Genomic DNA, 20,606 nt, shown 5'->3' on the forward strand with positions numbered 1-20,606 from the left:
GGCGGATCAGCGCGCGGCGTCGGATGCGGTGCATCGCAAGGCGGAGGGACGCCCGAATGCTGGACGTATTCGGGCGTTCCGACAACGCGGCGAGGTGCCGTAGCCGTCGTCGCGCGCCCGTCAGGGATTACGGGACAGCCCTTAGCTGATTCAGTCTGGAAGTGGACACCCCGTCTGTGATCCTGCTCGCTATCTCCCCGCCGCAGGGCGTCCGGGAGGCGTCAGGTCCATCTGGAGGCGCCCAAATCGGCGTCACCCGATTGAGCGTCTGCTGAGCCGTTCTTGCGCTCGACAGGCGGGTAGTACATCAGGGTACTAGTATGTACACGTACTACATGGTGAGGCGTCATGCCCTGGTGCCTTGAGATGACCAGCGAGGTTTGTGACTGGCTCCATCGGTTGAGGAAGGACGACCGTATGACTGCCCGGCTTGTCGGTCAGGCCATCCAGGCTCTCGTTGAAGAGGGTCCCGCTCTGGGGCGGCCCCTGGTCGATCGGCTCAAGGGAGCCGAGCTGCATAACCTCAAAGAACTACGGCCGGGATCGAGCAGGGCCAGCGAGGTCCGCGTCTTGTTCGCTTTCGACCCTCAGCGCAACGCGGTTCTCCTGGTCGCGGGAGACAAGGCAGGACAGTGGTCCCGGTGGTACCAGTGGGCGATCCCAGTAGCAGAGGCCCGCTATGCCGAGTGGCTGGATCATCTGGCGCGGCGGCAGGAGGAGGGAGAGGAATGACAGAGTTTCACGCTTGGGATGACGTCAAGCGCGAGGTCTTCGACGCGGAGGACCTCGATGCAATCCACAGCGGCGCTCAGCGCATGGTGGCCGAGGCTCGTGCGCATCGGCTGGCCGAGATGCGAAGGCAGCTCGGTCTTACGCAGGGCGAGGTTGCCGCCCGTATGCATGTGCGACAGGAGCGGGTGTCGGCGATCGAGCGGGGGAAGACGACTGCTGCGGAAGTAGGGACGATCGCCGCCTACATCGCCGCCCTTGGGGGGCAGTTGGAGATTGTCGCGAATTTCAACGGCACGCGGGTTGTCGTGGCGTGATGTGAGTCAGGGGGACATGCCGAGACTCCGGGCTCGCTGAGTGGCCCGTTCGGCGTCCTCATGAGAGCCCCCGGTTCGTCCGCTGGACGGCTGGGCCGGGACTGACCTCAGTCCGTGGCGAGAAGGGACATGTACGGCCCGAACTCCGAAGCCAGTGTCAGGCGGCCCAGCTTCTGGTATTCCCGTTGGATCGCGTGGATCAGGTCCGCCATCGTGACCGGCGTGCCTGACTCCGCGGCCAAGTAGGCGGCCGTCACCGCCACCGAGCGGATGTTGCCGCCCGCCAGTTCGAAGGAGTTCGCGCAGAAGTCCAGGTCCAGGTCCGCGGTGCGGGGGAGGGCGGGGCCCAGGCAGCGGTCCCACAGGGCGCGGCGTTGGGTGGCATCGGGCACGGGGAAGTCGATGACCAGGTCCAGGCGGCGGGTGAAGGCGTCGTCCAGGTTGGCGCGGAGGTTGGTCGCGAGGATCGCCAGGCCGTCGAAGGTCTCCATCCGCTGGAGGAGATACGCGCTCTCGACGTTCGCGTACCGATCGTGCGCGTCCTTCACCTCCGAGCGTTTGCCGAAGATGGCATCCGCCTCGTCGAAGAGCAGTACACCGTTGATGCCGGCCGCCTCGGAGAAGATCCGCTCGAGGTTCTTCTCGGTCTCGCCCACGTACTTGTCGATGACCGTGGCCAGATCGACCGTGTAGAGGTCCAACCCCAGGTCCGCGGCGATCACTTCGGCCGACATCGTCTTGCCCGTACCCGAATCACCCGCGAACAGGGCGCTCACACCCCTGCCCCGGCCACCACCCGGCCGCATGCCCCACTCGCCCAGGACCCGGTCGCGATGCCGGGCGCGCGCGGTGAGTTCGCGGAGTTGGGTGAGCGTGTCCGGAGGGAGGACGAGGTCGGACCACGTCACCGCCGGCTCTATACGGCGCGCCAGGCGGTCGAGTCCCGCCGCGTTCTGCGCACGGGCACCTGCGCGTATGTGGTCCGCGTGAAGCGTGCCGCCGTCCAACATCGCGGCTTGGGCAGCGCCCTGGGCGGCTCTGACGATCTGGTCCGGTGCGAGCAGGAAGGGGGACAGGAGATGGGTCAGGTCCAGGTCCGGATTCAGGTCCGGATTCAGGTCCTGGTCCTGGGGGGTGGGTACCGGGTACGCCTTCGTCCAGAGCGTGGCCCGTGTCGTCGGTTCCACGCGGGGAGCGTGCAGGAGCAAGGGAGGGCGGGACGACCACGCCGCGTCCCACGGCACCCTGCCCACCAGGACCGTGGGGACGGACACGTCCGTCACCAGGCGGATGATCTCCCCCTTGTCGGGCTCCCGTGTCAGCGCGTCGAGCGGTGCGCACACCAACCCCGAGGCGGTGAGCCTGGCTTCGCGCGCGAGAACGCGTACGGCCTCGGCGGGGTGCGGGTCATGGGCCAGGCGGTCGAGGTCGACGCCCAGGACGCTCTGGCCCGCGCGGGCCAGAGCGGACGCGGCGAGCGCCGTCCCCGCGCCGCCCTGTTCCTCGCGGAGGTAAGTGAGCGGGACCCCGGCGGCGAGGGCGCGGGAGAGGGGGGCGGGGTCTCCGACATCCGCGATGTCCTGTCCGGGTGTCAGCAGGTCCACGATGCGGGGATCGGGGGTGTCGTCGCCGAGGAGATGGGCGGTGACCCGGTCGGGGACGCGGAGCGCGCGGGCGAGGAAGGGGCGGTCCTGCTCCTCCACCAGCAGAAGGCCCCCGGAGCGCAGCGGAGCCTGCGGCGACAGCCGTGCCCTGGCTGCCGCGTCGGCCGCGGACAGACCGCACAGGCCGAGCGCGAGACCGGTCGTGGGTCGGCGGCGGGTGACGTCGTCGTTCAAGTAGCCGTAGAACTGCTCGAATCGGTCGTCCAGGTCCGGGAGCAGTGCGATCAGCAGGATCTCGATGTCCAGTGGAGTGAGCTCGAAGCCCCCTGCCAGCATGCGGAGTTGGACCGCGTGCCCCGCCGCTTCCGCCTCGTCCGCGCGTGACTCCGCTTCTTCCTTGAACGCCGCGTCCGTTTCGTCGGGAGCGGTGCGGGCGAGGGAACGGGGACCGGAGTCCAGTAGGCGCTGTATCGTCTCGTCGCTCAAGTACAGCCCGCGGAACGCGTCGTCCGGGGCCGGGTCCGTGAGTTGCCGGGCGTGCACCGCACGTCGTACCCGCTGTTCGACGAGGATCGTCCGATCGAGGAGGTGGCGCAGACCCGGGGAGAAGGCAGAAGGGTCCGAGGGATACGTCATTCCGTAGTCTCCGTAGACTCCGCAGAACCCGTGGAACCCGTAGCCCCCGGAGGCTCAGGACGCTCCGAGGACTTCGGTCTCTCCTCCGCCACACGCGACGCGATGCCGCCCCTACGCGCCCCGTACACCGGCAGATTGGCGCCGCCGGGCATCCGCTGAGTGGGGCGGTCCGCAGACGACGACCGGTCCGGGGGCATCTCGCCGAAGCCGAGCTGGATCCCCTCCTCGTCGACGCGCGGTCCCGCCGGATAGACCGGCGACTCGGTGACCGGCACGCTCACCACCAGGTCCAGCGACGGCTTGAGTTCGCCGCCGAGCGCGCTCCAGACGTCGGCGAACGACCGGTCCTCGGGCGGCGGCAGCGCGACCGTCATGGGGACGGAGACGCCTAACTCCCCCAAGGTGCCGGTCAGTTGCTCGGCAGGCAGTGCCTCGTACCGCAGCAGGCACGCCAAGAGCGAGGAGAGCAGGCGGTGTTCGTCTTCGGGGCGCTTGGTCCAGGCGGTGATGAGATACGACAGCTTGAAGTAACGGGGCGGGCGGCGCCGGGCCACGATGCCGCCCTGCTCGTCGTACTCGTTGAGCAGACCGCGTTCACGGCGCCGCATGTCCTCACGGATGTCGTACAAGTACAGGTTGACCGTGGGGGCGTTGACCTTCGCGGCCCAGTCGCGGGTCGGCGCGTCGAAGACCACCGCCACCTGACCGCCCGCCAGGGCATCCGTCCGGAACATCGTGCGCAGCGCATCGTCGACCTCGTGGATCACGTGCCATCACCTCTGACCCGCGAAGTCGGGCGGCTGAAGGCTGCGTTGCACGATCAGCACCGGCTTCGTGAGCCGCTTCAGGCCCCGTACGTCGACACGGAGCGTACGCGGTCCGAGCTGGTCCTTGCGCAGCACCAGCACCTGCGCCTCGAAGGTACCGTCCCCGCCGACCCGTACGGTCGACTGTGCCGCCGTGATGCCCGGCCGCCAACTGAGCGTCACCGCGCGTCCGGGCGGGAAGTCCTTGCCGCGCGCCAGCACCACGTCGCCGGGCCTGGCCACCTGCGGTGTGACGGTCAACTTCGGCTGCAGCACACGGATACGGGTCGTCGCGGTGTTGTTCGCGAGACGCGGGTCACGGGGCGAGCCGGTGACCGAGGCGCGTACCTCTCCGCTCACCGCGCTGTCGTACACGGCACTTTGGGTGACGGTGACGCGACCACCGGGAGCGATGGTGCAGGGCTTCGCCCGCGTGCAGTTCGACAGGGCGGTCAGCGTGCGCTTGCCTGTGCTCTTGCCGCGCGGCCAACTCGTCGTCAGAACCACATGTTTGGCCGTCTTCGGGCCCGCGTTGGTGAGGGTGAGGCCCACCCGTGTCGTCAGTCCGGTGTAGTTGGGTACAGGGGACACGGTCGCGGTGACGGCGAGGTCCGCCTCGTTGGGTACAGGGGGTGGGGCGACCGTGAATACAGCCGTGTCGGTGCCCGTGTTGCCGGACGCGTCGGTGGCGGTGCACGTGACCTCGGTGGTACCGACGGGGAAGCGGGAACCGGAAGCCGGGTCGCAGGTGACCGGCAGCGTGCCGTCGACCGCGTCCTCGGCGGTGGCGGTGAAGTCGATGACGACGCCGTTGGCGCCGCTGGCTTCGACGGTGCGATCGTCGACCGTGACGACGGGTGCGGCCACGTCCTTGACGGTGATGGTGATGCGCTGCTGATAGCTCCCGGGGGCGGGGTCATCGGCAACTCCCGCGTCACCACTGCCGCCACCGGTGGTCACACCACCGATGACACGTGCGCTCCGGTCGCCGCTGCGGGAAGCACCGCCGCCGTCGACCGGCCCGCCGAGGTCCCCGCCGTTGGACCCACTCCTCGGCCCACCGAGCACTCCGCCGATGAGCCCCCTGCTATGGGTACCGTCCGCACGGAACTCCCGGCCGGGCGTCGCATCCCCCCGGAACTCCCGGCCGGGCGTCACATCGACCGGCGTCTGCCCGCTCGGTGGCTTGCCGTCCAGCAGGAACTGGACCGTGCAGCTCAACGCCATGCCCTGCGGGGCGTCGTCCGCCACCTTGATCGTCTCGGTGAAGGCGGCGGTCTCTCCGCTCGTCACCCGTCGGCTCGGCGGGTTGAGGGTGACGGAGAGGGCGGGATCGCAACTGACCGTCTCATGGCTGACATTGGTGGGCAGATTGGTCAGCCCCTGGGCGACGGTGTCCGCGACCTGGTCCGCGTCGATGTTCTGGAACAGCTTGCCGCCGGTGGCCTCGACGACCTTGGTCGCCTGGTCGGGGTCGTGGGTCGGTTCCCGGTTCTGTGCGGGGCCGTTGCCGTTGTCCCCGTTGCCGTTCAGCCCGTCGCCGAGGTCGGTCGTCACATCCACGCCGATCACCCGTACCCCCGCGTCCTTCAGGACGTCGATGGCGTCGGTGAGGCTGTGGTCCATGCTGGGATCGTGACTTGAGGCGTCGCCGACGAGGACCACGACGGGGCTCGCGCCCTCCCGGAAGACGGTCTGCCCGCCGGCCCCGTTGCCGATCTGCCACAAGGCGTTGATCCAGTCCTCCGCAGGACCCGGACTGTACTCACCGCGGTCGGCGGTGAGACCGTCGACGCCCCTCTGTACGGCGTCCAGGTCGTCCGTGAGCCCCTGGAGCACCGTGAACACCCGGTCCCCGTCGATCTTGTCCCCGTACGTCGCCACGGCGAAGCGGGAGTCGGGCTGCTCCTGGCGTACCCGGTCGGTGATCCTGCTCAGGTTGGCCTGGACGTTGTCGATGGTGGGCTGCATGCTGCCCGTGCCGTCGACCAGCAGGACGACGTCCGGTCGGGGCGGCACCACGGGGGTGCGGACCCGTTTGTCGACCGCGAGCGAGCCGCCCGGGGCGAGCGCCTCGTCCACCACGGCGGGGGTCACCGGCGACTGCGGAGCGGCGATCGGTACGCCCACGGCGGCTCCCGTGACGGCGCCACCGATCACCAGGAGCAGTGCGGTAACCAGTACGCCGATACGGGACCTGTGAGAACGCGTGCCACCGTCAGATGGGTGAAAGCGCCGAAATCCCCGTACAGAACGTATCGAATGCACTGAACGCGCTGAACGCACTGCACACCCCACTCAGGACTCACGACCGGCCTCATCGGTCCGCTTCGGACTCTCACGATCGGCACGCTTGGTTTCCCACCCTTGCCGATGGCCGTCGTGCGGTGCAGCGGGGACGAGCCAGTCCTTCGGGAAGGACCGAATGCCCTATGAGGCAGGCGGTGAACTATGCGCGCGGGGACCTCATATCAGCCCTTGCCGCAAGGCATATGCCACCGCATGCGAGCGATTACGCAGATTGAGTCGCGACATCACGGCATGCAGCACGTTTTTGATCGTCCGCTCCGAGTACGAGAGCTTCACGGCGATATCGGACGTGTCGTACCCCTCGGCCACCAGCCGCAGGACCTCGATCTCGCGAGGCGAGAGGCCGGTGAAGCTGAGCCCGTGCGGCGCGAGTACTTGTCCCTGGAGTCGCCCGACCTGTTCGAGCAGGCTTCCCAGCAGGTCGGGCGGCACCCGGCCCTCGCCCTTCGCCACGGAGCCGATCACCTGCACCAGGCGTTCCGGCGTCGCCTCGGAGCGTCGGACGATGCCGACGAAGCCGCATTCGGCGGCGTTCACGAGTTGTTGTTCGTCGATGTGGGTGGTGACCAGTACCCCCCGCGCGGTACTGGTCCGATGGATGTGGCGCAACACGCGTAGCGCGTCGTCATCGAGGACATCGAGGACGACGACCACCACCTGTGGTGTGTCCCCCTCGTCCCATTCGACGACCTTGACTTCGGGTCGCGCGCGGAGCTGGCTGGACACTCCGGCCTGGGATACGGGGTCCTGGGCGCGAAGCGCCACCGTGACCCGCTCTGTGTTCGTCTGTAACACCGCCGCTCTCTCTCTTCGGGCGACCGAGGAAGATCGAGGAAGGCCAAGCAAGACCGAGGAAGGTCGAGCGAGACCGAGGAAGGCCAGGCAAGACCGAGGGAGAACGCCGAGGAGAGATGAAGAGAACGTGGGGAGGACATCATCACGTTTCATTCACTTGGGTCTCCCTTTGCCAATCGGCCACACTAATACCCCTGTTTCCCCAAGGGAATTGTTCGTGTCACCCAGGGCATCGTCATTGCCCGAAAGTGTTCCTGTGTGGCCGGTCCTGATGGGTCGCGGCGGCCAATACGGTGCGCGGCATGAGTGTTTCGGCGAGCCTGGACGAGTCTTCCGTCACCGTCGAGCCGGGCGGCGAGGCGGAGCTTGCGGTGCGGGTGCTCAACTCGGGGACCATCGTTGAGGAGTGCCGGTTCGAGGTGGTCGGGCCGTGTGCCGACTGGGCCACGGTGGAACCGGAGAGCCTGTCGCTCTACCCGGGCGCGACCGGCAACGCCACCGTCAGGCTGCGCCCGCCCCGCAACTCCCAGGCGGCGCCCGGGGAAACACCGCTCGGGCTGCGCGTGGTGCCGACAACTGACGGCAGCGAGACGGTGGTTCTCGAACGCAGCGTGACCGTACGGCCGTTCACCGAGGTCACCTCGGACCTCGTACCGCCCGGTTCGCACGGCGCGTGGCGCGGGCGGCACAAGGTGGCCGTGGACAGCAGAGGCAACACGCCCGTCACGATCGCGTTGAGCGCGCGGGGCGCGACGGAACGCTCACGGCTCGCCTTCGAACCCGCCGAGCTGGAAATCCCGCCCGGCCAGGCCAAGTTCGCCACCCTGACCGTGCGTCCGGCCAAACGGCTGTGGCGCGGCACCCCGCTCACGCACTCCTTCCAGGTGGCGGTCACACCCCGGGTGCCGGAGGGGCAGGACCCGTACGAGCCGGTGGTCCTGGACGGCTCCTACGAGCAGCAGGCCATCCTGCCGCGTTGGCTTCCCCGCGCCCTCGTCGCGGCGGTGCTCGTGGCGGGGGCACTGGTCGGGCTCTGGTACGCGGTGCTGCGGCCCACCGTGCGCTCGGCGGCCCGTGAGGCGGTCACCCCGGAGGTCGTCGAGTCCGCCGCACAGCAAGGGAAGGCCACCCCGAACGGCGGTGGCCGGAACGGACAGGACCAGGGGCAGGACCAGGGCCAAGGACAGGGCCAGGGGAACACCGGCGACGGCGGGAAGGGAAGCACGGCCGGTCCCGGCGGCGCGTCGCCGTCCCCGGGCGCGGCCGGGAACGCCAAGCCCGGTGAGCCGGGCGGCCCCGCGGCGCCGGAGAGCGCCCGGGTGCAGGTCAAGGACGCGGTCGGCGGCGGCGACACCCGGCGGACGGCGTACACGGTCCCGAGCGGCAAGACCTTCGAACTGACGGACATCGTCGTACAGAACCCGCAGGGTGACGCGGGCACCCTGGTGGTCTCCACCGGAGACGGGCAACTGCTCAACCTGGCGCTGGAGAACTTCCGTGACTCCGACTACCACTTCGTGACGCCCATCCAGGTACGGGCGGGCGGCCGGATCACCCTCGCCGTGAGCTGCCGACAGGTGGGCAAGCCGGTCAAGGCCCCGGCGCCGTCCCAGTGTTCGGAGTCCCTGTTCCTCGGCGGCAAGATCTCGGCGAACGCGGAGGCGGGCGGCTGAGCCACGAAACCCCGTGGAACCAGGGGGAGTTCGCGCCCGAGAGCCTCGTCAGGTCTCAGGCGCGGACTCCTCCTCTTCGTCCTCCTTGCCCGCGCCTTCCGCGGCCCGCTGCACGAACGACCCCTGCACATCCGCCGGTTCCTCGTCCTCGTCGGCGGCCTGGCGCTGCACGGGAGCGGCGGCGGGAGCGGGCGACGGGGCCGCCTGAGGCGACTCCGAGACGGGCGCCGAGGGTGAATCCGCGGCGGGCGCGGGCGCGGCCAGTACCCGCTCGGCGTTGGCCGACGCCTCCTGCTCGAAGCGGTCGGACGGGTCGCTCACCCGGATCCCACCCGGCGCCTCCGTACCGTCGACCGGGCCACTGCGCTGCTGGATGACATGGGTCAGCTCATGGGCGAGCGTGGTACGGCCCTGGTGGGAGGAGGGGTCGTAACTGTCCCGTTGGAAGACGATGTTGTCGCCGACCGTGTAGGCGTGCGCGCCGACCTCCTTCGCCGACTCGTGCGCCGCCGATCCGGTGTGCACGCGTACGGAGGAGAAGTCGGCGCCGAGCCGTCCCTCCATGTCCGCGCGGGTCTCGGCGTCCATCGGCTGACCACCACCGGACGAGACCACGTCGTGGACGCTGGACCGCTCCTCGCGCCGCTCCGGCTCCCGGTCGGCCTCCCGCTGGAGCGCGGCGCCCACGGCCGCGTTGCCGACCGTCCGCTGCAGGGCGCTCATCCCGGAGCGGCCGATCACCTCCGTACGCCCGGTGGCGGCGGCCTTCAGCAGATGGGGAAGCTCCGCCGACGCCGGATCGGAGGTCTCCCGGGCCGCCTTCGCGGGCTCCTCGTGCTCGTGTTCCTGTCCGTGGTCGTATGCGCGCATGTGCCGCTCCCCGAGGAATGCCGGATGTCCGCCTCGAGCGTCAAGCCTCGCGGGCGGCGCCGCTTCCCGTCCAGGCCTGCCCGCGTCGGGGAGGGGCAGCGCGACCTGCCCCTTCGGGCAGCATCCGCTCGCGTCGCCGCACGGCCGGGGAGCACCCTGGAACCACTGCGCCTGGGACGCACCCTGGAACCACTGCGCGGCGCCCCGCGGGCGAGTGTCGGTGCGGCGGCAGGGTACCCGTGGGACAAGGCCAGGGCCACCACGATGACTGGCTGGAGGACACGATGACGCAGCCGTTCCCCGATCCCGCCCAGCCGGGACCACCCCCCGGACCGGGACCGACCCCGGGCCCCGAGCCGGAGCCGGCCCCCGAACCGGTCCCCGCACCCCCACCGCCCCCACCGGGGCCCCCGCCAGGACCCGGCCCCGACCAACCGCAGCCGGTCCCGGAACCCGGCCCGCAACCGCCCCCCACCCCAGAGCCGCCCCCGTCCCCGATCCCTCGGCCACCGGGCCCGGACCCCGTCCCGGAGCCCGAACCGGGGCCGCCGGTGAAGTGAGGACGGCCCGCTCGGAGCAGCACAGGTGGCCCGGCGCGCCGGGCCACCCTCATGCGCCGGACACGCCCTCTACGCCTCGACCTCCGAACGATCCCCGCCCCACAGCGTGTGATACGACCCCGCGCGGTCCGTCCGCCGGTACGTGTGCGCCCCGAAGAAGTCCCGCTGCCCCTGGGTGAGCGCGGCGGGCAGCCGCTCGGCGCGCAGGGCGTCGTAGTACGCGAGCGCCGCGGCGAAACCGGGCGCCGGAACGCCCTGGCGGGTCGCCGCGACCAGGACCTCGCGCCAGTCGTCCTGTGCGTCCGCGATCTCCTGCGCGAACGTCTTGTCCGACAGCAGGCTCGGCAGATCCGCCCGAGCGTCGTAGGCGGCGCGGATGCGGTCCAGGAAGGCCGCGCGGATGATGCAGCCGCCACGCCAGATCGACGCCACCTTGCCGAGGTCGATGTGCCAGCCGTACTCCTCGCTGCCCGCGGCGATCTCATGGAAGCCCTGGGTGTAGGACACGATCTTCGAGGCGTACAGCGCCTGCTCCACACGGTCCGCGAAGGCCGCCGCCTCCGCCTCGCCCATCGGCGCGGGCCGCGGCCCGGCGAGGCCGCGCGAGGCCTCGCGCAGCGCCGCGTGCCCGGACAGCGAGCGGGCGAACACCGCCTCCGCGATACCCGACACCGGCACCCCGAGATCCAGCGCGATCTGCACGGTCCAGCGGCCGGTGCCCTTCTGCTCCGCCTGGTCCAGGACCACGTCCACGAACGGCGCGCCCGTGGCCGCGTCGACATGGGAGAGCACCTCGGCGGTGATCTCGATCAGATACGAGTCCAGGCGGCCGGTGTTCCAGGTGCGGAAGATCTCCGCGATCTGCGCGGGGGTGCGTCCGGCGACATCGCGCAGCAACTGGTAGGCCTCGCCGATCAGTTGCATGTCGGCGTACTCGATGCCGTTGTGGACCATCTTCACGAAGTGACCGGCGCCGTCGGGACCGACGTGGGTCACGCACGGCGCGCCGTCCTTCGCCTTCGCGGAGATCTTCTCCAGCATCGGGCCGAGGGAGGCGTAGGACTCGGTCGAGCCGCCCGGCATGATGCTCGGCCCGTGCAGCGCGCCCTCCTCTCCGCCGGAGACACCGGTGCCCACGAAGTGGATGCCCCGCTCGCGCAGCTCCCTCTCCCGGCGGCGGGTGTCCGCGAAGTGCGCGTTGCCGCCGTCGATGATCATGTCGCCCGGCTCCAGGAGCCGGGCGAACTCCTGGATCACGGCGTCGGTCGGCGCGCCCGCCTTCACCATGATCATCAGACGTCGGGGCCGCTCCAGCGCCGCCACGAAGTCCTCCGCGCTCTCGGTCGGCACGAAGTCGCCCTCGTGTCCGAATTCCTTGATGAGATCGTGTGTGCGGGACGCGGTCCGGTTGTGCAGCGCGACCGTGTAGCCGTTGCGCGCGAAGTTGCGGGCGAGGTTGCGGCCCATGACCGCGAGCCCCGAGACACCGATCTGGGCTGACGTGCTCATTACGGTTGGCTCCTAGAGATCGTGGATCGAGCAGTGACGGTTGTGCCGTCAGTATGGTCCGGTGACCGGCGTGACGTGCCGGTATCGCCCTCGCATTCGGGAGGTCCGCGCGTCGGGAAGGCCCTCGCCCGCTCCCGCCGCTTCCCGACGGCGTCAACCACGGCTGAACACCGGCCGGTTGACGCGCGAGAGAGGCCGACCGGCGTCTTGTCACAGCCGCGCCGCACCGCTAGCTTTTGCCCCTTCTGACACATGTCGAGGGGGTCTCGATGGCCGCACGCGGCCGGCACCGCCGGTACCAGCCGACCAGGATCAACCGCGCCTCGCTCACCGTGACGGTGGGCAGCGCGGGCGTGGCGATCCCGCTCATCGGCGCCGGCATCGCACACGCGGCCGACGCGGACACCTGGAACAAGGTCGCCGCCTGCGAGTCGAGCCACAACTGGAACACCAACACCGGCAACGGCTACTACGGGGGGCTCCAGTTCACGCAGTCCACCTGGGAGGCCTACGGCGGAACGGCGTACGCCCACCGCGCGGATCTGGCCACCAGGGACCAGCAGATCGCCGTGGCCGAGAAGGTCCTCAAGGGACAGGGCCCCCGAGCCTGGCCCGTGTGTTCGACCCGCGCGGGCCTCAGCCCGAGCGGGGAGACGCGCACCGCCACGGCCCCCGGACCCGAGCAGCGAAGCTCCTCCCCGCACACCGTCCAGCCCGTCAAACGCTCCGTGCGTGACGTCACCCCGCAGACCACACCACAGTCACAGGCGGGCACGGCCGAGATGTACACGGTCGTACGCGGTGACACGCTCTCCGGTATCGCCGACGACCAGCGGGTCAGGGGCGGTTGGCAGCGGCTGTACTCCGCCAACCGTGAGGCGATCGGCGCGGACCCGGACCTGATCCTGCCGGGACAGCGGCTCCACCTGCGCGACAAGGCCACGGGACACCCCGCAACATCGACGCCCGCGCCGAAGCAGAAGTCCTCCACACCGAGCCAGAAGTCCCCCGCCAAGCCTCACAAGCCGAGCGCGCCTACCCAGAAGTCGCCCGACAAGCCCCACAAGTCGGCACCCAAGCCCCACAAGTCGACGCCGCAGAAGCGGACTTCGGAGCGGGCCACCACCCACGCCCTGTCCGCTCCGGTGAGCGCCGGAACGGGCACGCCGTACCACGCCACGGGTTCCTCCTGGTCGAAGGGCTACCACACCGGCGTCGACTTCCCCGTGCCCACCGGCACGTCCGTGAAGGCGGTGGCGGCCGGGCATGTGGTCAGCGCCGGGTGGGGCGGTTCCTTCGGCTATCAGGTGGTCCTTCGGCACGCCGACGGTCACTACACGCAGTACGCCCATCTGTCGGCGATCTCCGTGAAGAGCGGGCAGAGCGTGGCGGCCGGTCAGCGCATCGCCCGCTCCGGCTCCACGGGCAACAGCACCGGCCCGCACCTGCACTTCGAAGTGCGTACGGGCCCCGACTTCGGCAGCGACATCGACCCGCTCGCCTATCTCCGGGCAGGCGGCGCCGGGGTCTGACGCCCCCGGACGAGGACGCGGCGCGCACCGGCCCTGACCCGTGACCGACGCCGCTCCAGCGTGGGCACCGGCACCAACAGGCCGCCGTGGACCGGGCAGTACGGCAACGGCGGCCGGGCGCGGTGGGCGACCCCGCCGCTGCCCTGAGGAGGGACACGCATCGGTGTCGGAGGCTGCTCGGCGGGTTCGGTGACAGCGGGCTCCGCGAGGGGCCCGGCCGCCACCACCGGCCGCCGCTCGCCGCTGATCCGCTCCGTGGTCAGCAGGATCAGCCCGCCCGCGGCGAGGACACCGCTGCCGAGCGCGAGCGCCGTGCCCGTGGTCCCGTAGCGGAAGGACTCCCCGAACAGGACGATGCCCACCGCTGCCGCCACCACCGGGTTCATGACCGTCAGCGTGGCCAGCGGCGCCGCGAGGCCCGCGCCGCGGTAGGAGGCCTGCGACAGCAGCATGCCGGCCGTCGCGAGGACGCCTATCACCGCCAGGCTGGGCAGATCGTCGAGCGAGACCCCGCTCGTCCAGTCCACCGCGACCGTCTTCGTGAACACCGACGCCATCCCGAACGCGACACCGGACGCCACCGCCAGCAGCACACTGCGCACCACCGGATGCCGGTGCGCGGCGCGGGCCGCGGCCATCAGTGTCACGATGCCGCCGACCGTGACCAGGGCCAGCAGCACCCGCTGTGCGTCGTTCAGCGACCGCGCGTCGGACGCGACGACCAGGGAGAGCAGGCCCGCCAGCCCGACCGTCGCCATGACGGCACCCCGCCAGGCGGTCGCCCCGGCCCCGCGACCCGCGAACAGGGCCGCCATCGGCAGCGCGAACACGATGGTGAGCGCGCCCAGCGGCTGGACCAGGCTCAACGGACCGTAGGCGAGCGCCACCACATGCAGCAGCGCGCCGAGACCGTTCAACAGCACGGCGGTCCACCAGCCGAGCCGGCGCAGCGGAGCGAAGCGCTGCCCCGGCGAGGACGCGGCCACCCGCTCCTGCACGATCGCTCCGCCCGCGTAGGCCACGGCGGAGACGAGCGACAGCAGCATGGACAGCGCGAGGGCGCTCATGAGCGGCTCCTCGACGTGAGGCGGCACGGCAGGCGGTCGTATCCCATACCCCACACGATGCCGTGCGCCGCCGTCCCCGTCGTCGTACCTGAGGCCGCATTGGGTCGTACTGCCGATGGAGTACTACGGGATGACCCCCCGTGGCCGGAAGGGGGGAAGAGGGACGGGCCGCGTCCGCGACGCGACGGCGCCCAACTCCTCGGGTTGCGCTGAAAGCTGACGGGGCGCCAGCACCATGAGGGCAACGATGTCGATCTTCCGGAGGTCTTCCGAGATGAGATGGACCCGGTGCCTGCGCCTCGCCGTCGCGGGCACGGTGGCCGCCACGGCGCTGTTCCCGCTGCGGGCGGCCCAGGCCGAGCCGACCGGCGGCAGCCTCACCGACCTGGTCAACCCCTTCATCGGCACCCAGCACGAAGGCAACACCTTCCCGGGCGCCACCGTGCCCTTCGGCATGGTGCAGTTCTCACCGGACACCGGGCACAGAACCGGCTACGACTACGGGCAGCACACGATCCGCGGCTTCTCCCTGGTCCATCTCTCCGGCGTCGGCTGCCCCATCGGCGGCGACCTGCCCGTGCTGCCCACGACGGGCGACGTCACCGAGACCGACTACTCCAAGTACGCGGCCGGGTTCAGCCACGCGCACGAGCAGGCGAGCCCCGGCTTCTACCAGGTCCGCCTCGACTCCGGCATCGAGGCCCGACTGACCGCCACCGAACGGGCGGGCGTGCAGCGTTACACGTTCCCGGCCACCGACAAGGCCAACGTGCTGCTCAACACCGGTCAGTCACTGCACAAGAACGTCTCCTCCACGGTCGAGATCCTCGACGACCGCACCGTACGCACCAAGATCACCGGCAGTGGCTTCTGCCGCTCCACCCGCCCCTACACGGTGTACACGCTCACCCGCTTCGACCGCCCGTTCACCGCGCACGGCACGTGGTACCAGGACTCGATCACCCGGGGCGCGACCAGATCGTCGGGCCCCGGACCCAACGGCGCCTACGTCACGTTCGACACGACGAGCGACCGTACGGTCGAGGCGACCACCGCGCTGTCCTACGTCGACGCGCGCGGCGCCGAGGTCAACCTCGCTGCCACGCAAGGGCGTTCGTTCTCCCAGGTACGGGAGGCCGCTCGCCGCGCCTGGGAGGACCGGCTGGGCGACGTGAGGGTCCAGGGCGGCGGAGACACCCTGCGCACCACCTTCTACTCGTCCCTGTACCGGTCCTTCCTCGCCCCGAACATCGGCAGCGACGCCGACGGCCGCTACAAGGGCTGGGACCAGAAGACCCACCGGGCGCGGGGGTTCACGTACTACCAGAACTGGTCGCTGTGGGACACCTACCGCACCCAGGCCCAACTCCTGTCCCTGCTCGCGCCGCACGAGTCACGCGACATGGCGCTCTCGCTGCTCGAGGTCGACGAGGAGGGCGGCTGGCTGCCCAAGTGGGGCTACGGCCCGGTCGAGACGAACATCATGAGCGGCGACCCGGTCACCCCGTTCCTCACAGGCGTCTACCAGCAGGGACTGCTCAAGGGGTACGAGGAGCGGGTCTACCGCGCGCTCAGGAAGAACGCCGACGGTGTGCCGCCCGCCGACACCATGTACACCGGCCGGGAGTCCAACCGCGAGTACCTCGCGCACGGCTTCGCCCCCTTCGTCAAGGGACGTCCGTACGCCAAGCCCGGTGACTCCGACTACCACCACGGTGGTTCGGTGACGCTGGAGTACGCGCTGTCCGACGCGATGCTCGCGCAGATGGCGCGGAAGCTGGGCCACACCGCGGACGCGGCGCGCTATGCCGCCCGGTCGCGGAACTACCGCAACGTCTTCGACCGCTCGACCGGCTTCGTCCGCGCCCGGGACATCTCCGGCGCCTTCGCCGGACCGGCCGACCCGGCCCGCAGCGAGGGCTTCCACGAGGGCACGGCCTGGCAGTACCAGTGGCTGGTGCCGCAGGACCTGCGCGACATGATCGGCCTGATCGGCGGCGAGCAGGCGGCCGACGCCCGCCTCGACGCCTTCTTCGCCTACGACCGGCTCCTGAAGGACCCGGCGAGGACCGCGCGCGAGGTGTGGGTGAACGGCCCGTACGCCTACTACAACGCGGACAAGTACAACCCGCAGAACGAGCCCGACCTGATCGCGCCGTACGCGTACCTGTGGACCGGCCGCCCCTGGAAGACGACGGACGTGGTGCACGCGGCGCTGACGCTGTTCACGGACGGGCCCACCGGTATGACCGGCAACGACGACCTCGGAACGATGTCCGCGTGGAACGTGTTGTCGTCCATCGGCATCTTCCCAGTTCAGCCCGGCTACCCCACCTGGGGTCTGACGACGCCCGTCTTCGACCGGGTCGACCTGGCCCTGGACCGCGCCTACTACCCGCGCGGGAGGCTGACCATCACCGCGCCCGGCGCCTCCGACGGCAACCGGTACATCCAGGGCGTGCGGGTCGGCGGAGCGGCCTACGACCGCACGTACGTCACGACCGACGTGCTCCGCCGTCCGGGTGCGCTGGAGTTCACGGTCGGCGCGCGGCCGTCCGAGTGGGGAACGGGGCCCGATGCCGCGCCACCTGCGCTGAAGTGACTCAGCGCCCCGACAGGTCCCGTCTCTCCCGGGCTCTCCCGGAGAGGCGGGACTTCATCTGCCGTTAACTGTACGTAGCCTGATCGTACTTGACCGTAATCGTCCGTCGGAGGTTGATCCTTGCTTCCCACCCCGTCGACGCGAGGCAAGCCTTGGACTTCTGACCTGCTCGCACCCCTCGACCTCTGCTTCTGGAACATCGAGTCCGACCGGCATCCGATGCACCTCGGTGCCCTCGGCGTCTTCACCTGTCACTCGCCGACCGCTGGCGCCCACGCCGCCGACCTGCTGGCGGTCCGGGCCGCCGCCGTGCCGGGGCTGCGCATGCGGATCCGCGACGTCTGGCTGCCGGACGTCCGCGCCCCGCGCGACCTCGCCGAGGTACGGCTCCCGCTCGCCCTCGGCGGCGCGGCCCGGGAACCGGTCCCCGACTTCGACCCGCTCGACCACGTACGACTCCACGCCCCCACCGCGGACTTCCACGACGCCGCGGGCCGCCTCCTGGAACGCCCGCTGGAGCGCGGGCGACCGCCCTGGGAGGCACATGTCCTGCCGGGGGAGTCGGGCACGTCCTTCGCGGTCCTCTTCAAGTTCCACCACGCGCTCGCCGACGGTCTGCGCGCCCTGACGCTCGCCGCCGCGATCATGGACCCGATGGACCTGCCGGAGCCCCGGCCCCGCCCCCCGGAACCGGCCCGCGGACTCCTGCCCGACGTCCGCAAGCTCCCCGGACTGCTCCGCGGCACCCTCTCGGACATGGGCCGCGCCCTGGACATCGGCGCCTCCGTCGCCCTGTCCACGCTCGGCATGCGCTCCTCGTCCGCCTTCACCTCCGAGCCCAGCGGCACCCGCCGCACCGCCGGAGTCCTCGTCGACCTCGACGAGGTGCACCGGGTACGCAAGTCGGCGGGCGGCACCGTCAACGACGTCCTCATCGCCGTCGTCGCGGGCGCCCTGCGCCGCTGGCTGAACGAGCGCGGCGACGGCAGCGCGGGCGTCGCGCCCCGCGCCCTGATCCCCGTCTCCAGACGCCGGCCGCGCAGCGCCCAGCCACAGGGCAACCGGCTCTCCGGGTATCTGATACGGCTCCCGGTCGACGACCCCGACCCGCTCACGCGGCTGAGCACGGTGCGCACCGCCATGGACCGCAACAAGGACGCGGGGCCCAACCGGGGCGCGGGCGCGGTCGCCCTGCTCGCCGACCACGTCCCCGCGCTGGGGCACCGCCTGGGTGGCCCCCTGGTCAGCCAGGCCGCCCGGCTCTGGTTCGACATCCTGGTCACCAGCGTGCCGCTGCCCAGCCTCGGCCTGCGGCTCGGCGGCAACCCGCTCACCGAGATCTACCCGCTCGCCCCGCTGGCCCGCGGCCAGTCCCTGGCGGTGGCGATCTCGACCTACCGCGGCCAGGTCCACTACGGGCTCGTCGCCGACGGCCGGGCGGTGCCGGACCTCGGCCGCCTCGCCCGCTCGGTGACGGAGGAGGTGGAGACGCTGCTGGTGGCCTGCCGCGCCTGACCGGACCCGAACCGCCACCGCCCCGCCACCGTCCTGCCCGCCCCGTCCGCCGGGGCGGGCAGGACGCGGTTTGGAGACCGGGCTCATGGCTCCGTAAAATTCCCCGTTCGAAAGCGAGCGCGGTCGGAGCGCTGCGCAGGTGAACGAGGAACGGCAGCGCGATGACGGTGACTGAGGACGGCCTGGCGGCCATGGACGGGGTGGCGTACGGCCCCGGCATCGACCCGGAGCGGCTGGCCGTCTGCCTCAGCGTGCTCGAAGAACTCGACAAGCTCGAGGTCGACCACCCCGACGCCGTCAAGGTGCGCCGGGCCACCTCGCACATCTACCGCATGGTCAAGCAGCGCCGCCGCTCGGAGCGCCGCGCCGCCAAGACCGCCCACGACAAGGCGGTCACCGAGGCCACGGCCACCGGCTCCGCGCAGCGCATCGACGACGAGACCGAGGGCATCCTGCCGTCGTCCGTCACCGAGGCCGGCCGGATCGCGGGGATACTCCAGCGCCCGCGCTCCTGCTACGTCTGCAAGACGCGGTACGTCGAGGTCGACTACTTCTACCACCAGCTCTGCCAGAAGTGCGCCACGGAGAACCGCGCCCGCCGTGACGCCAGGGCCGACCTCACCGGCAAGCGGGCGCTGCTCACCGGTGGCCGCGCCAAGATCGGTATGTACATCGCGCTGCGGCTGCTGCGTGACGGTGCCCACACCACGATCACCACGCGGTTCCCGAACGACGCGATCCGCCGCTTCAAGGCCCAGCCCGACAGTGACGAGTGGATCCACCGGCTGAAGATCGTCGGCATCGACCTGCGCGACCCCGCCCAGGTCGTGGCGCTGGCCGACTCGGTCGCCGCGGCGGGCCCGCTGGACATCCTGATCAACAACGCGGCGCAGACCGTACGCCGGTCCCCGCAGGCCTACAGCGAACTGGTGTCCGCCGAGTCCGGCCCGCTGCCCGCGGGCGAGCTGCCGTCGGCCGAGGTGATCGGCGCGTTCGGCTCCGGTGCCGTGCCTGCGCTCCCGGTCTCCGGGGGCGGCGCACTCACCGCCCAGGACGTCACCGACCTGGCGCTCGTCTCCGGCTCGGCGTCGCTGGAACGCATCGCGGCGGGCACGGCGATCGACGCGGGCGGCCTCGTGCCCGACCTGCACGACAGCAACAGCTGGGTCCAGTCGGTGGAGGAGGTCACCCCCATCGAGCTGCTGGAGGTGCAACTCTGCAACTCCACGGCGCCCTTCATCCTGATCAGCCGGCTGCGTGGCGCCATGGCCGCCTCCTCGGGCCGACGCACGTACATCGTGAACGTCTCCGCGATGGAGGGCGTGTTCGCCCGCGGCTACAAGGGCGCGGGCCATCCGCACACCAACATGGCGAAGGCCGCCCTGAACATGCTCACGCGCACCAGCGCGCAGGAGATGTTCGAGAAGGACCGCATCCTGATGACCGCCGTCGACACTGGCTGGATCACCGACGAGCGCCCGCACCCGGACAAGGTGCGCCTGGCGGACGAGGGCTTCCACGCCCCGCTCGACCTCGTCGACGGCGCGGCCCGGGTATACGATCCGATTGTGCGCGGCGAGCAGGGCGAGGACCTGTACGGCGTCTTCCTGAAGGACTACGCGCCCGGGAAGTGGTAGGCGCGAAACGGCCTGGGAAGGGGCGGCGCGGCACCTTCGACGTGTCGCCCGGCGCCGGGCGGGAACTCGGTCCCTGGTGAGTACCGTGGGAGGAGTTCCATGGCCGGACCACATGAGATCGATCCACGCGCCGCCGAGGATCCCCGCAACGTCTACCCGAGCGACGACGAGTTCTATCGGACGGACCGCCCACCGGGCCATGTCCTGCCGGAGGACCGACCACGCGGCGGCGAGCCCAGACAGCGGCTGAAGCACCGCGGGACCTGGGCCACCATCGCGCTGATCCTCTGCATCATCGTGGTGATCGCCGCCGGGATCGCGCTGTTCCCCTGAGCGATCGCGGCAGGGGGTTTGCTGGGACGGAGGTACGCCCCGGAGAGCGGGTTCTCCGGGGCGTACCCCCGAGCCGTCGGCCGCCAACCGTCGGGAAATCCGGGTGACCGC

Annotated in this window: 15 protein-coding genes; 8 read left to right on the top strand and 7 right to left on the bottom strand. The window is 70.8% G+C overall.

Annotation, left to right across the window (positions count from 1 at the left end; all coding sequences use genetic code 11):
- The first annotated feature begins 366 nt into the window (after positions 1 to 366).
- The gene (locus NGF19_RS10205; protein WP_252424224.1) at positions 367 to 732 is read left to right on the top strand and encodes a type II toxin-antitoxin system RelE/ParE family toxin; all 366 of its coding nucleotides are present in this window, start codon (positions 367 to 369) and stop codon (positions 730 to 732) included.
- Entirely contained in the window at positions 729 to 1,046 is a 318-nt protein-coding gene (locus tag NGF19_RS10210; protein WP_252424226.1) for a helix-turn-helix domain-containing protein, read from the top strand. Before NGF19_RS10205 ends, NGF19_RS10210 begins: the two co-directional genes overlap by 4 nt.
- A 107-nt stretch (positions 1,047 to 1,153) precedes the next feature.
- On the opposite strand, the gene NGF19_RS10215 is transcribed toward NGF19_RS10210, so the two are convergent.
- From NGF19_RS10215 to NGF19_RS10230, 4 genes are all read right to left on the bottom strand, one after another.
- Positions 1,154 to 3,286: an AAA family ATPase gene (locus NGF19_RS10215; protein ID WP_252424227.1), complete on the bottom strand. Its 2,133-nt coding sequence runs from the start codon at positions 3,284 to 3,286 to the stop codon at positions 1,154 to 1,156.
- Positions 3,283 to 4,053, bottom strand: a complete 771-nt coding sequence (locus tag NGF19_RS10220) for a Pvc16 family protein (RefSeq protein ID WP_252424229.1) — start codon at positions 4,051 to 4,053, stop codon at positions 3,283 to 3,285. The genes NGF19_RS10215 and NGF19_RS10220 overlap by 4 nt, the downstream gene beginning before the upstream one ends.
- A gap of 6 nt (positions 4,054 to 4,059) precedes the next feature.
- Positions 4,060 to 6,252 carry a VWA domain-containing protein gene (locus NGF19_RS10225; RefSeq protein WP_252424231.1) on the bottom strand — a complete coding sequence of 731 codons (2,193 nt, stop codon included), beginning with the start codon at positions 6,250 to 6,252 and terminating at the stop codon, positions 4,060 to 4,062.
- 306 nt (positions 6,253 to 6,558) lie between these two features.
- Positions 6,559 to 7,128 carry a helix-turn-helix transcriptional regulator gene (locus NGF19_RS10230; protein WP_252424233.1) on the bottom strand — a complete coding sequence of 190 codons (570 nt, stop codon included), beginning with the start codon at positions 7,126 to 7,128 and terminating at the stop codon, positions 6,559 to 6,561.
- A 371-nt stretch (positions 7,129 to 7,499) separates the two neighbouring features.
- Between NGF19_RS10230 and NGF19_RS10235 the strand changes: the two genes are divergently transcribed.
- Positions 7,500 to 8,870: a COG1470 family protein gene (locus tag NGF19_RS10235; protein ID WP_252424235.1), complete on the top strand. Its 1,371-nt coding sequence runs from the start codon at positions 7,500 to 7,502 to the stop codon at positions 8,868 to 8,870.
- 48 nt (positions 8,871 to 8,918) lie between these two features.
- On the opposite strand, the gene NGF19_RS10240 is transcribed toward NGF19_RS10235, so the two are convergent.
- Together NGF19_RS10240 and gnd are read right to left on the bottom strand one after the other, a co-directional pair.
- The gene (locus NGF19_RS10240; RefSeq protein WP_252424237.1) at positions 8,919 to 9,740 is read right to left on the bottom strand and encodes an eCIS core domain-containing protein; all 822 of its coding nucleotides are present in this window, start codon (positions 9,738 to 9,740) and stop codon (positions 8,919 to 8,921) included.
- Positions 9,741 to 10,369: 629 nt separating this feature from the next.
- Positions 10,370 to 11,809: an NADP-dependent phosphogluconate dehydrogenase gene (gnd, locus tag NGF19_RS10245; protein ID WP_252424239.1), complete on the bottom strand. Its 1,440-nt coding sequence runs from the start codon at positions 11,807 to 11,809 to the stop codon at positions 10,370 to 10,372.
- Positions 11,810 to 12,078: 269 nt separating this feature from the next.
- Between gnd and NGF19_RS10250 the strand changes: the two genes are divergently transcribed.
- The gene (locus NGF19_RS10250; RefSeq protein WP_252424241.1) at positions 12,079 to 13,341 is read left to right on the top strand and encodes a transglycosylase family protein; all 1,263 of its coding nucleotides are present in this window, start codon (positions 12,079 to 12,081) and stop codon (positions 13,339 to 13,341) included.
- Here NGF19_RS10250 and NGF19_RS10255 read toward each other — a convergent pair.
- Positions 13,311 to 14,408 carry a DMT family transporter gene (locus NGF19_RS10255; RefSeq protein WP_252424243.1) on the bottom strand — a complete coding sequence of 366 codons (1,098 nt, stop codon included), beginning with the start codon at positions 14,406 to 14,408 and terminating at the stop codon, positions 13,311 to 13,313. The two genes, NGF19_RS10250 and NGF19_RS10255, sit on opposite strands and share 31 nt — an antisense overlap.
- 274 nt (positions 14,409 to 14,682) lie before the next feature.
- On the opposite strand from NGF19_RS10255, the gene NGF19_RS10260 reads away from it, so the two are divergent.
- The 4 genes from NGF19_RS10260 to NGF19_RS10275 all read left to right on the top strand — a co-directional run bounded on the left by NGF19_RS10260 (position 14,683) and on the right by NGF19_RS10275 (position 20,495).
- A complete protein-coding gene (locus tag NGF19_RS10260; RefSeq protein ID WP_252424245.1) occupies positions 14,683 to 17,010 on the top strand; it encodes a GH92 family glycosyl hydrolase in 2,328 nt (775 codons plus the stop codon).
- 120 nt (positions 17,011 to 17,130) lie between these two features.
- Positions 17,131 to 18,525, top strand: a complete 1,395-nt coding sequence (locus NGF19_RS10265) for a wax ester/triacylglycerol synthase family O-acyltransferase (RefSeq protein ID WP_252424247.1) — start codon at positions 17,131 to 17,133, stop codon at positions 18,523 to 18,525.
- 161 nt (positions 18,526 to 18,686) lie between these two features.
- Complete coding sequence (locus NGF19_RS10270) at positions 18,687 to 20,162, top strand: SDR family NAD(P)-dependent oxidoreductase (RefSeq protein ID WP_252424249.1); 1,476 nt, start codon at positions 18,687 to 18,689, stop codon at positions 20,160 to 20,162.
- Positions 20,163 to 20,261: 99 nt separating this feature from the next.
- Entirely contained in the window at positions 20,262 to 20,495 is a 234-nt protein-coding gene (locus NGF19_RS10275; protein WP_252424251.1) for a hypothetical protein, read from the top strand.
- The last annotated feature ends 111 nt before the right edge of the window (positions 20,496 to 20,606 follow it).

The organism is Streptomyces macrolidinus, assembly GCF_023887685.1.
In the GTDB taxonomy this organism is placed as follows: Bacteria; Actinomycetota; Actinomycetes; order Streptomycetales; family Streptomycetaceae; genus Streptomyces; species Streptomyces macrolidinus.

Bases quoted from the DNA above. Each gene is read 5' to 3' on its own strand.
- NGF19_RS10215 (WP_252424227.1), bottom strand. From the start codon at position 3,286: ATGACGTATCCCTCGGACCCTTCTGCCTTCTCCCCGGGTCTGCGCCAC.
- NGF19_RS10260 (WP_252424245.1), top strand. From the start codon at position 14,683: ATGAGATGGACCCGGTGCCTGCGCCTCGCCGTCGCGGGCACGGTGGCC.
- NGF19_RS10235 (WP_252424235.1), top strand. From the start codon at position 7,500: ATGAGTGTTTCGGCGAGCCTGGACGAGTCTTCCGTCACCGTCGAGCCG.
- NGF19_RS10255 (WP_252424243.1), bottom strand. From the start codon at position 14,408: ATGAGCGCCCTCGCGCTGTCCATGCTGCTGTCGCTCGTCTCCGCCGTG.
- NGF19_RS10275 (WP_252424251.1), top strand. From the start codon at position 20,262: ATGGCCGGACCACATGAGATCGATCCACGCGCCGCCGAGGATCCCCGC.
- NGF19_RS10240 (WP_252424237.1), bottom strand. From the start codon at position 9,740: ATGCGCGCATACGACCACGGACAGGAACACGAGCACGAGGAGCCCGCG.
- NGF19_RS10250 (WP_252424241.1), top strand. From the start codon at position 12,079: ATGGCCGCACGCGGCCGGCACCGCCGGTACCAGCCGACCAGGATCAAC.
- NGF19_RS10205 (WP_252424224.1), top strand. From the start codon at position 367: ATGACCAGCGAGGTTTGTGACTGGCTCCATCGGTTGAGGAAGGACGAC.
- NGF19_RS10270 (WP_252424249.1), top strand. From the start codon at position 18,687: ATGACGGTGACTGAGGACGGCCTGGCGGCCATGGACGGGGTGGCGTAC.
- NGF19_RS10210 (WP_252424226.1), top strand. From the start codon at position 729: ATGACAGAGTTTCACGCTTGGGATGACGTCAAGCGCGAGGTCTTCGAC.
- gnd (WP_252424239.1), bottom strand. From the start codon at position 11,809: ATGAGCACGTCAGCCCAGATCGGTGTCTCGGGGCTCGCGGTCATGGGC.